Annotated in this window: 11 protein-coding genes; 5 read left to right on the forward strand and 6 right to left on the reverse strand. The window is 62.1% G+C overall.

The window, feature by feature from the left end; genetic code table 11:
• Positions 1 to 18: 18 nt before the first annotated feature.
• Positions 19 to 492, reverse strand: coding sequence for a hypothetical protein (locus ACR9Y2_RS05445; RefSeq protein WP_435040044.1), 474 nt, complete (start codon positions 490 to 492; stop codon positions 19 to 21).
• A gap of 65 nt (positions 493 to 557) precedes the next feature.
• Positions 558 to 1,481: a peptidylprolyl isomerase gene (locus ACR9Y2_RS05450; RefSeq protein ID WP_435040045.1), complete on the reverse strand. Its 924-nt coding sequence runs from the start codon at positions 1,479 to 1,481 to the stop codon at positions 558 to 560.
• A gap of 29 nt (positions 1,482 to 1,510) precedes the next feature.
• Between ACR9Y2_RS05450 and ACR9Y2_RS05455 the strand changes: the two genes are divergently transcribed.
• Complete coding sequence (locus ACR9Y2_RS05455) at positions 1,511 to 2,158, forward strand: ribulose-phosphate 3-epimerase (RefSeq protein WP_435040046.1); 648 nt, start codon at positions 1,511 to 1,513, stop codon at positions 2,156 to 2,158.
• Here ACR9Y2_RS05455 and ACR9Y2_RS05460 read toward each other — a convergent pair.
• Positions 2,150 to 3,577: a sialate O-acetylesterase gene (locus ACR9Y2_RS05460; RefSeq protein ID WP_435040047.1), complete on the reverse strand. Its 1,428-nt coding sequence runs from the start codon at positions 3,575 to 3,577 to the stop codon at positions 2,150 to 2,152. The genes ACR9Y2_RS05455 and ACR9Y2_RS05460 overlap by 9 nt on opposite strands.
• A gap of 229 nt (positions 3,578 to 3,806) precedes the next feature.
• On the opposite strand from ACR9Y2_RS05460, the gene ACR9Y2_RS05465 reads away from it, so the two are divergent.
• The gene (locus ACR9Y2_RS05465) at positions 3,807 to 5,021 is read left to right on the forward strand and encodes a Gfo/Idh/MocA family protein (RefSeq protein ID WP_435040048.1); all 1,215 of its coding nucleotides are present in this window, start codon (positions 3,807 to 3,809) and stop codon (positions 5,019 to 5,021) included.
• A gap of 184 nt (positions 5,022 to 5,205) precedes the next feature.
• On the forward strand, positions 5,206 to 7,626 hold the full coding sequence (locus ACR9Y2_RS05470) for an ATP-binding protein (protein ID WP_435040049.1): 2,421 nt from the start codon (positions 5,206 to 5,208) through the stop codon (positions 7,624 to 7,626).
• Here the strand turns inward: ACR9Y2_RS05470 and ACR9Y2_RS05475 are convergent.
• A complete protein-coding gene (locus tag ACR9Y2_RS05475; protein ID WP_435040050.1) occupies positions 7,541 to 8,275 on the reverse strand; it encodes a DNA alkylation repair protein in 735 nt (244 codons plus the stop codon). The two genes, ACR9Y2_RS05470 and ACR9Y2_RS05475, sit on opposite strands and share 86 nt — an antisense overlap.
• A gap of 19 nt (positions 8,276 to 8,294) precedes the next feature.
• On the opposite strand from ACR9Y2_RS05475, the gene ACR9Y2_RS05480 reads away from it, so the two are divergent.
• On the forward strand, positions 8,295 to 9,509 hold the full coding sequence (locus tag ACR9Y2_RS05480) for an anaerobic sulfatase maturase (RefSeq protein ID WP_435040051.1): 1,215 nt from the start codon (positions 8,295 to 8,297) through the stop codon (positions 9,507 to 9,509).
• A gap of 12 nt (positions 9,510 to 9,521) precedes the next feature.
• On the opposite strand, the gene ACR9Y2_RS05485 is transcribed toward ACR9Y2_RS05480, so the two are convergent.
• Positions 9,522 to 10,418, reverse strand: coding sequence for an alpha/beta hydrolase (locus ACR9Y2_RS05485; protein ID WP_435040052.1), 897 nt, complete (start codon positions 10,416 to 10,418; stop codon positions 9,522 to 9,524).
• A gap of 118 nt (positions 10,419 to 10,536) precedes the next feature.
• On the opposite strand from ACR9Y2_RS05485, the gene ACR9Y2_RS05490 reads away from it, so the two are divergent.
• Positions 10,537 to 13,164: a protein kinase domain-containing protein gene (locus ACR9Y2_RS05490; protein ID WP_435040053.1), complete on the forward strand. Its 2,628-nt coding sequence runs from the start codon at positions 10,537 to 10,539 to the stop codon at positions 13,162 to 13,164.
• On the opposite strand, the gene ACR9Y2_RS05495 is transcribed toward ACR9Y2_RS05490, so the two are convergent.
• Positions 13,165 to 14,583: an esterase/lipase family protein gene (locus ACR9Y2_RS05495; RefSeq protein WP_435040054.1), complete on the reverse strand. Its 1,419-nt coding sequence runs from the start codon at positions 14,581 to 14,583 to the stop codon at positions 13,165 to 13,167.
• Between the last annotated feature and the right edge of the window lie 2 nt (positions 14,584 to 14,585).

The raw sequence follows: 14,585 nt of genomic DNA on the forward strand, positions 1-14,585 counted from the left end.
TAAAGGCGATTCTACCAACTAGATGCGCAGTGCGCCCCCATGGTGACTGGTAAGTTGGTCGAACCAGCGCCGCCTCGTCTTGCGGAAGCGGGGCTTCAAGGTAAACTCTTCATGTTCAGGGACCCCGCTGTAGATCCAGGCGGCTGTGTCGCAGAAACTCTCACAAATGTAGTCGCGCCAGAGCCGGGTATGGTCGTGGCGGTCCTCCATGCTGAGACGTTTTTTGCGGGCTTCAGAGGACCAGCCGAGTTCACCCACGGCGCCGCGGGCGAACTCATCTTCGAGGATCGCCTGCCACTCCAGCCGGTTGGGGTTGCCGAGGCGCCACCAGACGAAGTGAAACATCTCGTGTGTGAGAATCCGAGCCAGTTCAATCGAGTCGCGTTTGAGGGAGCTATCGAGAACCAATTCCCTTTTGCGCAGAAAACTGGCGGCATGAACCTGCTCACCGGGCCCTTCACCGGAGTGTAACCGGCCGCGGTAGGCTCTCAATTCATGCTGCCATGTGATGTTGACCGGTTTGCCCTCGAAATGAGGGAGACGCAGCAGTTGCTTGGCTACTCGATCGGAGACTTGTAGTCCAAGTACTTGTCGTCTTTGAACTGGACGTCGAGGCTCTTCTGCATGCCTTCCATCCACTGCTGAAAACGCTCCCTTTGAATCGTCAGGTAGATGTCGTCGCGGACTTCATCGAAGGGTGAAGTGACAAACTCATCGAGACGAAAGATCCAGAACCCACCGGTCTGGCGTACAGCATCGGAAATCTGGCCCGGCTTGAGGGCGAAAACGGCAGACTTGATCTGGACAGGCAACGAATTGTCGGCCGGCTGGATGACCGGGAACTCGCCGTTTTTGGCTTTGGAATCGGCGTCGTCAGAGTATTTCTGGACCAACTGCGCAAAATCCGCCCCACCGCGAGCTAATTGTATCACCTGATTCGCCAGCTTCTCGGCCTCGGCGCTGGTTTTCGGTTTCTTCGCTTTCGGGTCACCGGCAGTCACGGGCGTGTCGTTAAAAGCGAGGTAGATGACCCTCACTTTTGCCTTGGAATAGTCGGCTTTGTGGGCTTCGTAGTACGCCTTCTGATCCGCCGGTAGCACCAGGGTGGCCGTTTCCTGGGCAGCCATGAAGACTTGGGCCAAGTACAACTGGCGGTTGTACATCAGGCGCCATTTGTGCGGATCCACCTTGTCCATGCCCGAGGTTTCGGCCATGTTGGCAAACTTCGCCATGGTGGCGAGTGTCCGGAGGAAGGCCCGCTTGTCGGAGTAGTACTGATTCGGAATCCTGCCGCCGAGCGCCTTTACCAGGTGCTCCAGATCAGATCGTTTCCACTCTTTGCCCTCAATGACGACAACGACATTGTCGTCTTTTAGAGAGGGGGTAGCTTCGGCGGGAGCGGCGGGCTTCGGTTCGGCGGGAGGGGCTTGGGCGAACAGAACACCGCAGAAAATCGTGGCAAAGAGGGGCAAACACTTCATCGTGATACTTTGAATGTAGCATGGGGTCTTTGACTGAGAATCTATGGTTGGACGTTTCGCTATGGTCAGCGGACCTCGCCAACCTGCAGCAGGAAGTTGCCCGGATGGAGCCATTTGCGGACTCCTTTCACCTGGACGCCTGTGACGGGCATTACGCCCCGTCCCTGTTGTTCTTTCCTGACCTCGTGGCCCGGATTCGGGAACTGACGCGGGTCCCCTTTCACCTGCATCTGATGGCGACACGGCCGATGGATCTGCTGGACGCATTTCTGGATGCCGGGGTGGACCGGGTGACGGTCCCGATTGAGATTGGCAAACGAGTCTGGCAGGTGCTGGAGCGGGTGCAATCCCGAGGCAAGGCTGGCGGTATCTCGTTTGAGCTGGACACTCCGGTGGAACTCGTCAGACCTTTCAAAACAAAGGTAGATACCGTAGTTCTAATGGGTACGGCAATGGGCGTGAAGGGTTGCGGGTTGGACGAGCGGGCGTGCGACCGGGTGACGGCGATGAAGTCCCTGATCGACGAAACCCCCATCCGCCTGGTGGCCGATGGGGGTATTCGTCAGGAGACGGCGCCATTGCTGCGGGCGTCCGGAGCCGATGGGCTGGTCCCCGGATCCCTGATGTACAAAGCGGCGGACCTGGCGTCCACCGCCCAATGGCTCAAATCATTGTGAGATCGGCATGGGTCCGAACGCCGGGGCAGCCATGCCGGCTTCATCCCGCAGGTTGACATAGGGATCACGGCCCACGCCGTAGCGCAGCGTGGCGCCTTCCGGCAGTTTGCCGCCGAATAGCAACTCCACCACGTTCGGATCGTCGGCACTGACGCGCTGCCTGTAAATGACTGGAGCAAAAGCGCCGGCGGCATCGTGGACGCTGAAGCCGTAGAGGCGGCCTGCGTGTTTCAGGCGGCCGTTCACTTCGGCGAAGTCCACGCGGATGATGCCGTCCTTCGCGCGGGCGGAGACAGGACGGGGCCCCTTGCGGGTTTCGCCGGTGGCCAGATTGGCGAGGCGGTGGCCCAGCAGCGGCTGGTCGGAGGTGCCGACGTGGATGCCGTCGTCGAGTTCGCAATCCACACAGGTGACCATGCCGACGTTGGGGATCTTCGACTCGAGCTTGAGCTGCAGGTCCTGGATCTGATTCCACTCATTCTGATTGGTCAAGTTGGTATGGCGGCCGATCTGGACGTAGTAGAACGGTAAGTCGGGCTGGTTGAAGTCCTTGCGGACGGCGGCGATCAGGTTGGTGAACTTTTCGGCGAAGAGCGGCGCGGCCGTGGGGGAGGCGTCGGATTCGCCCTGATACCAAAGCAGCCCTTTGATCTTGCCGCCGGCCAACTGGAAGCGGCGCACCATGCCGCCGTAGAGGGAGTCGCCGCCCTTATCCTTCAGTGCGGGATTCCACTGTTCCATGGAAGTTCCGCCGTGGGCGCACGGGACGAGGCCGATGGGCACTCCGGTGCGCCGGACCATTTCCAGCGCGAACGGCAGCCCCGGGCCGGCGCCCTTTTTGCGGTTGGCGATCCACTTCGCCAGGGCCTCGCCTTCGAGTTTCTCGGGTTGGCGCTGGGCATTGACGCGCCAATGGACGCGGTCGTTGGAATCGGGCAGGCGGTGCAGCGGATCGGTGGCGGTGACCCAGATGTCGGTCATATCCAGGGAGTTGACCTGCGCGCTGGGCAGCGGCGTGTTCTCGAGGTTGCCGACGCCTTCCATATTGGACTGGCCGGCCAGGAGCCAGAGGTCGCCGACGAGGAGATTGGAGACGGCGGTGACGGGTCCGCCGGCCACGCGCAATTCCAGGCGGTACGGGCCGCCGGTGGGGACATTGGGGAGTTCGGCGGTGAAGGCGGTGGCGGTGGCTTTGCCGGAGGGTTTCCAGTCGAGGTCTTTGGCGGGCAGGCCGGCGGCGACCAGGCGGGCTTCGACGGCTTTTCCGGCAGCACCCTGGGCGGAGCCTTCGACGTGAATGGCGGCGGTATTGCCGGGACCGCGCTGGTAGACCTGGTATTCGGCGGCTCCTTTGGTGATTTGGAGGGTTTGCGCGGCCAGGGGCAGGGCCAGCAATAGACAGGACAGCAGGATACGCATAGGGGAATCTCCGAAGGATGATTGTATCGGAGTGGGCGGTCAGTCTTCTCAAGGTTGGTTCGTGGCTATCTTGTGTACCGTTCAAAGGGGATGTGGCTGCACCGTCGCGCTGCTTCTCGTTCCAAGTGCCTGGCAGCGCTTCCGGACTCCGTGAACCGATTACAAATTTGCGTGAACGAACCCGCAGATCGGTCCGCCGGAAGGGGTGCTCCGGGGATATAATTCCTGCATGCCAAGTCAGACTCACGCGCGGCGAGCGTTCCTGCGCTCCGCCGGCCAGGCTGCGATCGCCTGGTCGGCTCTCTCCTATTCCCGGATCCTGGGCGCCAACGACAAGATCAACATGGGCCTCATCGGCGCCGGCGAGCGCGGCCGCGGCGTGATGAGCAACTTCCTGAAGACCGGCGACACGAACCTGGTGGCGGCGTGTGATGTTTACGCCGAGATGATCGACCGGGCGCAGAGGATGGCGCCGGGCGCGAAGGGCTTCAAGGATCACCGCCAACTGCTGGAAGAGAAGGGCATCGACGCGGTTCTGATCGCCACGCCCGACCACTGGCACTCGACTGTAGCCATCGATGCGTTGAACGCAGGCAAGGACGTTTATGTCGAAAAGCCGCTGACGCTGCGGATGGAAGAAGGTCCGCTGATTGTGAAGGCGGCGCGGGTGAACAACCGGGTATGCCAGGTGGGCCTGCAGCAGCGCTCCGGCGCGCATTATATCGAGGCGAAGAAGAAGTATATCGACGAAGGCGTGCTGGGCAAGATCTCGCTGGTGCGCACATGGTGGCACGGGAACGGCTACCACCTGCGGAAGGCTCCGCCGTCGCTGGCGACGCTGCCGTCGAACCTGGATTGGGCGCGGTTCCTGGGTCCGGTGAAGTGGCGCGACTGGGATCCCCAGCAGTTCTGGAACTGGCGCGCGTACCTCGATTTCGGCGGCGGCCAGGTGACCGACCTGATGACGCACTGGATCGACGTGGTGCACATGTTCATGGGCACCGACGCGCCGACCTCCGGCGTGGCCGCGGGCGGCGTGTACTGCTATAAGGACGGCCGCACGGCTCCGGATACGATCAATGTCCTGCTGGAGTATGGCAACGAGTTCACGGCGACGTTCGAAGCCACCCTGGCGCCGGGTATCCGCGGCGAGGGTATCGAGTTCTGCGGCACGAAGGGCAAACTGTACATCGACCGGCGGCGGTATGAGTACACCAGTGCGGAGCGTGGAGCGAAGCCGGTGGAAGTGATGGGGCCGAAATATGACTTCACCTTGGACCATGTGAAGAACTTCCTGGAGTGTTGCAAGACGCGGCAGCGGCCCAACTGCGATGTGTACACGGGACACCGTTCCGCGATGGCCTCACACCTGGGCAACATCAGCTATGTGCAGAAGAGGCGGCTGAACTTCGATCCGCTGCGGGAAGAGATTCTTCCGCTCTAAGCAACGGAAACCGGCAGCTTCGGGTATCATGATCCGAACGGCACACCGGGGCGCTTATCTGGCGTTCCGGTGTGCAGATTCCGCTGAAGCAGCCGATTGAACCGTTGTGAGTCATCCTGAGCCAGCGTCCGCGAGTAAACCGGATCCTGCGGCCCACGGCAATTGGGCGCCAGTGCCGGTGTGGATGTTGTTCCAATGTGGCCTGTGGCGCCAACGGCCCGCGTTGCTACTGCTGGCTGGATGCGTGGTGCTCACCGGATTGTGTTGGGTGTATGGCCTGCATGTGAGCGCGGTGCCGTTCAACCGGGTAGAGGTTGGCACCTGGCCCATCTCGGTTTTCCCTCCCCTGGCGCTGGGCATCGTGCTGATGTTCTGGTTTGGGTTGGAGTATGCCGTACTGCCGGTGATTGCGGCCTGTGCGGGCATCGGCCTGGCGGTGCACCTGCCGCTGCGCTGGTTGGCTCCCTTCGGCCTGACGGATGCGGCGGCGCTGACGATTCTGGCTATTGTCTACCGCCTGAGCGGACTCCCTTACCAATTCACCAATACAGCCGCGCGACTGGGCTATTTCATGAGCGCGCTGCTGTGCACACTGGTCGCTTCCTCGGGTTCGTTCTTTCTCAGCCAGTTGACCGATGCGCAGGCCCAGGTGACGCTGGCGCAGTGGGAGGCGTGGTGGCTGGGTTCGCTGATCGATGCGGCGGCGGCGGCGCTGATCCTGTATACCTGTTCGCCCGCGGTGGAGCGCTGGAAGCAGCGCAGCTTCGGCGTCCTGAACCGGGCGCCTGTCTCCTCGCGCACCGTGTTTGCGGGTGTACTGGCCGGCGCGGTGATTCTGGCGGTGATTGTCTTCGGAGTCACCGATATGATGTGGCAACGGTTAGAGGCCACATTTCACTCGGGCTCGGCTGAACGGATCGGGCGCAACCTGCAGGTGCTCAGCCTACTGTGGACGTTGATGAGCAGGGTGACCATGTCGCTGATCCTCGCGCTGTGCGGAGGAGGCATCGTTCTAGCCTGGAAGTGGAATCAGGACCTGCAGCGCGAAGCCAGCCGCCGGGTACGCGAAGTGGACGAGATGGAGCGGCGCTTTCGCACTACGTTCGCCGAGGCGCCGCTGGGCATAGCGCATGTCTGGCCGACGGGCCGGTTCATCCTCGCGAATAACAAGTTCTGCGAGATCTTCGGCTATCCATGGGAAGAACTGCGGGAGATGAATTATCTCGACATCGTGGATCCGAAGGAGCACGGGGTCGCGAGGCAGAGGGCGTTTGATCTGGTGATGGGCGAGAGGCGCCATCACGATTTTGAGCGTGCCTTCGTGGCTAAGAACGGGGAGGCGGTATGGGCGCGGGCGCGGATCTCCATCGCCCTGACCACGGACGGGCAACCGGACTACTGCATCGTGCTTCTGGAAGATATCCGGCAGCGCAAGGAGATGGAGGAGCAGATCCGCCAGACCAGCAAGATGGAGGCGGTGGGGCGCCTGGCCGGCGGGGTGGCACACGACTTCAACAATCTGCTGACGGCGATTCTCGGGTTCAATGAGATTGCCAGGAATCAAGCGGGGCGCGGGCAGTCCCCTGCCTCCTCGCTGGAGCAGGTGAGAAAGGCCGCCGAGCGGGCCGCTGAATTGACGCGCCAGTTGCTCACCTTCAGCCGGCGGCAGATTACGCAGCCCCGGCTGCTTGACCTGAATGTGGAAATTCGGGAGACGCTGCAATTGCTGCCGCCGCTGCTGGGAGCGCGTATTGAGGTCAACTTCCAACCGGGCAGCGAACTGCCGGTGATCCTGGCGGATCCGAGCCAGATCTCACAGATTCTGGTGAATCTGGCGGCGAACGCAAAGGACGCGATGCCGGGTGGCGGACGGATTCTGATTAGCACCTATCTCTCCAAGTTTGAGAGCGGGCAAACGGGCGAGCTCACCGGCCTGCTGCCGGGTACGCATGTGACATTGGAGTTCCGGGATTCCGGCGAGGGAATCGCGAACGAGCTGCTGCCGAAGATCTTCGAACCCTTTTTCACTACCAAAGAAACGGGCCGCGGTACCGGACTGGGCTTGGCCACTGTCTACGGGATCGTGCGGCAGAACCAGGGCGCGATCGAAGTGCGCAGCGAACCGGGCCAAGGCACCCAATTCGTGATCCATTTTCCGGCCCGGACCGGCCCGGCAAAGCGGATTGATCAAGCGGTGACTGCGCCAGTGGAGACCGGCGCGGGCGCAAGGATACTACTGGTGGAGGATGAGCAGGCGGTACGCGAGTTTCTGGCGACGGCGCTGGAGCGATCGGGTTTTCACGTGCAACCGGCAGCGTCGGGCGCCGCGGCGCTGGAGCTTTTCGCGGGGCGGCCGTTCGATCTGGTGCTGACAGACGTTGTGATGCCGCATATGACCGGAGTCGAAATGGTGGCCAGGATGCGTGCGGTACAGCCCGAGATTCCGGTATTGTTTATGTCCGGCTACAGTCACGAGACGCGCGTCGAGGCGCTGCCGGGGCGGTTCATTCCCAAGCCCTTCACGATTGATGCGTTGATTGATGAGATGCGAGCAGCGATTGCCGGTGTTCCGGCGTCATCTTCTCCGCGGCATAGCGCAGGGTGAGGCGGGTGGCGATTTCGCGATTCTCCAGCAGGAACGAGTGGGTCTCGCGCGGCCGTTTGGGGTAAGTCTCTTTCAACAACCAGCCGATACCTTTTTCCACCATGTCATCGCGGTCCGGCAGCAACAGGCTGGCGATCTCGAAGATGTAGGCGGTGTGGCGGCCAGCCTTAGCCTCCTGCAGCAAAGAGACGGCGGAAGCGCGGCGTTTCCAACGGTTTAAAGAGGTGGTCCAGGGCTTCAGTGCAAATCGCAGCTCGGGTTCGTTCTCGATGCAGGCGGCGAGCAGCCAGGAGGAGACTCCGTCGGTGTGGGCCCAGTTGTGGACATAGCGGTCGAGCCAGCGTTCGAAGAGTTGGAATTCGCAGGCTGTGCACTGCCGGGCGAAGCGGCGGTAGAGGTGGCAGGCGAGAGTTCCCGATTCGAGCTTGCCGGTTTCCCACAGGTGCTTCATAAGGGTATTGCGGCCGGCCAACGGCCAGTCCCTGATGACGGCATAGACCTCGCGGACCAGGGCGTTGAGATGCTGCGTGCGCACACCGTAGGTGTCGACCTCATGCTGGAAGAAGCGCCGCTGGCCGGTGGCGAAGCCGGGATCGGCCAGAGCCAGCATACGTTCGTGGATATGGTCGGAGAGGCCTTCCGGAGTCATAGTGATACACTCCGAGCATATGACGCCTGGGAACCCCTTTGCGATCGTGAACGACAGTTATTCGACCGCGTCCATCCAGGGCCAGGCTCCGCGCATCACTTCGCTGCTGATCAAGCCGGCCTCAGCAGTTTGCAACCTCGATTGCTCGTACTGTTTCTATCTTGATCGCGATGCGGATCCGTACAAGGAATTGCCGGCGCGGCTGATGACTGACGATACGTTGGAGCGGTTGGTGGACAACTACCTGTTCTACTCCTACCCGGCGTCGACGTTCGCGTTTCAAGGTGGAGAGCCAACCTTGGCCGGTTTACCGTTCTTCCAGAAGCTGGTGAACCTGCAGCAGCGTCATGGCCGCAACGGGCAGTCGGTGTCGAATGCGCTGCAAACCAACGGCGTGCTGCTCGACAAGGATTGGGGGCAGCTCTTCCGCGAGTACAAATTCCTGATCGGCATTTCGCTGGACGGCCCGGAAGAGGTGAACGACCTCTACCGCTTCAACAAGGCGGGCCATGGCACGTGGAAGAACGTGATGCGCGGCGTGGAGGCGATGCAGAAGGAGAAGGTGGATTTCAACGTACTGTGCGTGCTGAGCCAGTCGAACGTGCACAAGCCGCGGGAGATCTATAAGTTTTACCGGTCGTTGGGCATCGACTACATGCAGTTCATTCCGCTGGCCGAGTTTGATGCCGAGGGCAAGCCGTTCCCCTTTACGATCACTCCGGAGGAGTACGGCCGATTTATGTGCGAGATCTTCGACCTGTGGTGGCCGGAGCGGCGCAGGATCCGTGTGCGGTTTTTCGACAATCTGGCGGAGTCGATCGCGGGGCAGAAGCCCGGCAGTTGTACGATGCACGAGACGTGCGACAGCTATGTAGTGGTGGAATACAACGGCGACGTGTATCCGTGCGACTTCTTCGTCGAGTCGTCGTGGAAGCTGGGGAATGTGAATCTGGATTCGTTCCCGGAGATCGCGCGGCGGCAGAAGCGCTATTCGTTCGCGGTGAAAAAGACGCTGGCGCATCCGGAGTGCCAGGTGTGTGAGTTCCAGACGATCTGTCACGGTGGATGTCCCAAGACGCGGCACGGGGTGAACCGGCGGTTTGAGGACCTGGATTATTTCTGCCAGGCGTACAAGATGATTTTCAGCAAAGCGGTGGGACCGCTGCGCAAGGATGTGGAGAAGCTGCTGGGGCGCAGCGCGGAACTGGCGCCGCACTCGATCAGTCCCTACTGAGAGAGCTGTCAGCTACTTCACTGCTGGCAGCAATCCGAGACCCCGCATCCACGACTCCGCCAGCTTCGGCCAGCCGGTTACCGGCAACTCTGTGGGACGCAAGCCGTAACCATGGCCGCCCTTTGCGAACAGGTGCATTTCGGCGGGCACGTGGGCGTTCTTTAGCGCCAGGTAGTACACGAGACTGTTTTCGACTCGCACACCGTCGTCCTCGGCTTGAACGAGGAAGGTCGGGGGCGTGTTGGCCGTGACGGGCGTCTCTTCAGCCAGTTTGTCCCCCTGCTCCTTCACTGCGAGGTAGGCGGGGTAGATCAAAACGGAGAAGTCGGGCCGGCTGCTCACCTGATCGGCCGCGTCTACGGTTTCGTAGCTGCGCCGCTCGAATTGAGTGCTGGCGAGGGCCGCCAGATGTCCCCCGGCGGAGAAGCCCAGGACGCCGATCTTCCTGGGGTCGAGCTGCAGTTCGACGGCGCGCGAGCGGACGATGCCGACGGCGCGTTGCGCGTCCTGCAGCGGCGCTGCCCAGCGCGGGCCACCTTTGCGGGCGGGCACGCGATATTTCAGCAGGATGCCGGTGACCCCAATGGAATTGAGCCACTCACATACCTCAGTACCCTCGAGGTCAAGGGCCAGGATGTTGTACCCGCCGCCAGGAAAAACAACCACGGCGGCTCCGGAATTCAAGCGCTTCGGGGCAGGATAAACCGTGATGGCTGGCTCACTTACGTTGCCCAGGCGGATGAGGCGGCGGCCGGCGACGAGGTCTCCGTCTGCTTTCGTTGTGTCTGCTTCCGGGGCGATATCGCCTTTCTCACCGGGCGCGCCCTTAGGCCAGATCTTCTGGGCGGGTGGCTCCGCTGCATAGGCGATGGTACTGGCGATGATCAGGAACACAGTGAAAATGCGCATGGTCGTAGGTATCCTTGCTGAGCCACTATCGTATCCCTTGCTCTATCGCCCTGGGAGACGGGCGCCGATAGTTTTCGATAACCGGGGAACGGTCCCCTGGTGACATCCGCCTCTATTTATGCCCAAGCTGAGCCTGGAGGAGATTCTGGCGCGCCTCAACACAGAGGAGGCCGCTCCGCTGCCGGACCGCGCCGCGTTTCTCGACGCGGCCTGCGGCTCGGATGCGGACCTGCGCCAATTGGCCGGGGCGTTGTTCGACAGGAAGTTCAACACAGTCGACGCCAAGTCGGCCGACTCCTCAGACATACCGCGGATGGGCGGGCGCGTGGGCCCTTACCGCATCGAGCGTGAACTGGGACGCGGCGGCATGGGCGTGGTGTACGTGGCGATGCGCGACGACGATCAGTATCACAAGCGCGTCGCGATCAAGGTGTTGAACATCAGCCAGGACAGCGAGGAGTTGCTGCACCGGTTCCACAACGAGCGCCAGATTCTCGCCAACCTCGACCATCCGAACATCTGCCGCTTGTTGGACGGAGGTGTGACCAGCGCGGGTCTGCCGTATTTCGTCATGGAGTACATCCGTGATGCGCGGCCGATTGATGAGTACGCGAATGCCCACAACCTGTCGCTGCGCCAGCGCCTCCTGCTGTTTCTCAAGGCCTGCGCGGCGGTGCAGCACGCCCACCGGTTCCTGATTGTGCACCGGGACCTGAAGCCCAGCAACATTCTCGTCTCAGAAGAGGGCGAGGTGAAGCTGATGGACTTCGGCATCGCCAAGAACCTGCTGGCCTGCCTGGACGGGAGCTTCCATTCGCAGACGATGGGGCTGCAGCCGATGACGCCCGCGTACGCGAGTCCGGAGCAGGTGAGCGGCGAACCCATCACCACCAGCAGCGATGTCTACTCGCTGGGTGTGGTGCTGTATGAACTGCTGACGGGCCAGCATCCGTCCCGTCGAACCGAGCAGCCCCTGCCGGAGCTGCTGAATTCCATCTGCCTGGCCGATCCGCAGCGGCCCAGCGCGACGGTGCTGAAGCACGCGCCCCCGCAGATGGAGGAGAGTCCCAAGAAGCTGAGCAAGTTGCTGCGCGGCGACCTGGATTGGATCATCCTGATGGCGTTGCGCAAGGATCCAAACCGGCGCTACGCGTCAGTGGAGCAACTGAGTGACGACCTGCGCCGCGTTCTGGGCGGCCGTCCGGTGAGAGCGCGCAACGATACGCTGCGGTATCGCGGCTGGAAGTTTGCGGGCCGGCACCGCTTTGGCGTCACCGTATTGTTTCTGCTGGGCCTCACGCTGATCTGGGGCGTCTGGTCCACGCAGAGCCAGAGGGCTCGGGCCGAGGAGCGGTTCCGGGATACGCGCGAGCTGGCGCACAGTATTCTGTTCGAGATCAGCGATGCGATTCGAGACCTGCCCGGATCCACACCGGCCCGCATGCTGCTGGTGCGGCGCGCGTTGACGTATCTGGACAAGTTAGCCAGTGAGGCTGGTAACGATTTGACGCTGCAGTCGGAGCTGGCCGAGGCGTATCACAAGATCGGCGAAGTGCAGTTCCGGGTTGGCTATCCCAACATCGGTGACATTGCCGGCGCCCTCACGAGTGCCCGCAAGGAGTTGGAGATCCGCTACAAGCTAGCCAACGCTGTGCCCGGCCAGATCTCGCAGTTGAACCTGGCCTCGGCGCACCAGCGTGTGAGTGAGATGTTCGACGGGACGGGGGACTCTTTTAACGCCTCCCATCACCTGGGCAAAGCGCTGGAGATCCGCGAGACATTGCGGGCGAAGGATCCGGAGAACGCGGCCGTTCAAGCGGACCTGGCTTCCACTTACCGCGTGCTGGGCGACAACCAGAAGATCGCGGGCAAGCCGCAGGATGCGATCGATTGGAATCGGAAGGCCCTGGCGATCCGGGAAGCGCTGCTGGCCAGCAGCCCGAGCGATGAGGGGCTGCGGCGACAGATCTCGATGGACCTGGTGCGAATCGCCGACTCGCTGGGCAGCCCGAATGAGACGAATCTGGGCCGCTATGCCGAGGCTCGCTCAGTGTACGAGAAGGCCCTGGTGATCCGGTTGGAGATTCTGGCCGCCAATCCGAACAGCCCCACGGCTTTGCGTGAGGTAGGCAATATCTACCAACGCATGGGCGTGATGCTCATTGAAACCGGGGAGTATAAAGATTCGCTGGCCATGAGCCTGAAGAGCGCCGAGATCTCGGAAAGGTTAGCGCAGGACGACCCGGCGAACTTCGAGGTAAGCCGCGACCTGGGCGTGAAATGCGACCAGATCGGAGTAGTGCTGGAGAAACTAGGCAACATGGCCGGAGCCGAGGCGAGCCTGCGCCGCGGTTTGGCGCTGAAGTCTGCTTTGCTGGCGCGCAGCCCCAGCAGCCAGCGCAGCCAGGAGGATGTGGCCATCACCAACTCCCTGCTGGGCGTCCTGCTGGCACGCGTACATCGCCCCATTGAGGCCTTGACGCACCTGAAGCAGTCGGCTGACGCGTTTCAACAGATTGTCCGGTCGAACGCCGAAGCAGGCCGTTACCAGTTGAACCTGCTCAAGGCGCTCGCCGCCATGGCGGAGATACATGCCACGAATCGCAACTGGCCGGAAGCGCGCGCCTCCTATCAGCGGGCCCTCGATCTCGCGCGGCAGTTGCAACAGGACGGCAAACTGGGGGCAACGGACCAGGAGGAACCTGAGCGCCTGGCCCGCTGCCTGCAGGCAATCCCGACAGAGTAACTACGGGACGAGCTGTCCAAGGGGCACGCCGCTGATCTCCTCACCCTGGTCGCCGGTGGGCAGATTCTCAGTGAACCGGAATACACGGGCATCCACATTGCGGTTGAGCGTGATATCGATCATCACTGTGGCGTTGGGCCGCAGCATGCTGGTGACGCCGCCCACATCGGACTGGAACTCGGCTACCTCGTAGTAGACCAGGCCGCCCTTCACGGGCCGCGCCATGATCTTGAAGCCCAGGCGGCCTTCGGCGGTCTTGCCTTTCAGCTTGGCCATGGCGTCGTAGTTCAGATAGTACGTGAGCTTGCCTGGGTTGCGCTGGTTGCGCTGGCGGTCGACGAAGAAGCCCTCGGGTAAGTCGTCCGGCGAGTACTCTGGACCCGCTGTCAGCAGCAGGTCGTAGTCGGAAAGGTACTCGCCGCGGTCATTCTTTAGCCGGAAGACGAGCATCACATAGCGGTCGGTCTGGTACCGGGTGGTGCGCAGCAGGCCTTTGACCTCTTCCACCCTCTCGTCCTTCTGGGTTTGCGCGGTGAGGGCTTCGAGATCCCTGGAAAGCGCGTCGTAGGCGGCAGCATCCGACACGGCCAGGCAGCGCATCACCCATTCCAGAGTGGGATGATCACCCGTACCCCGCACACTGGCGATGATGCCCATCGCGCGGCCGGAGTGCGACCGTCCCGGCAGCACGCCGAGGGCGGTTTCGGCCGTCTTCTTTTGCCCTGTGAACTGGAGTTTGCGGCCTTTCTGTTCAAAGGAAAGAAGCACCGTATTCAGATTGGCGGCGGCGACGCGGACCACACCGTCCGAGCCTGCTTCGCCCGTGTAGCTGTTGAGGTGGTCGTACAGGCTGCGGTCGATGCGCTGGCCGGTGAGGGTGAACACCCAGCAGGCAGCGGCCCGGCAGTCGTAATCGAGCCACCTGGCGTTGAGCTGCCAGCTGAGCTCGCTGCCGAGTTCGAGCCAATCGAGGACGCGCTGGCCGGGCTCCACGCCGTCGAAGAAGCTCTTGATGCGGCTCAGGCGGCTCTTGCCCAACTGCGCGAGGGCCGAACCGTGATTCGCAGGAGCCAGCATGATGAGGTGCGACATCGGGCAGTCGACCAGATGGCCGGCGCCATAGTAGAGATCCATCCAGAGCCGCGCGACCGGGCCCCCGGTGGAGTGGGTGATGCAAGCGAATTTCTTCCACTGCTTCGTGGCCGGGTCGTAGAGCTTTTCGCGCAGGGCGCAGTCGAACGCCCTGGCGATGTCGTCGACCGTCACCTGGTCGTCGAAGCTCACGTATTGTCCGAGGTAGATGTTCTCCACCTGAACCGGCTGCCCGGCCGCTTTGAAGCTTTTCTTGAGACGCAGGGGCAGTTGCCCGTACGTGTTGGTGTTGCGCACGCTCCATCCGTGGACGAAGACGATGACCATGC

It is taken from the genome of Paludibaculum fermentans (assembly GCF_051172195.1).
Taxonomy (GTDB): Bacteria; Acidobacteriota; Terriglobia; order Bryobacterales; family Bryobacteraceae; genus Paludibaculum; species Paludibaculum fermentans_A.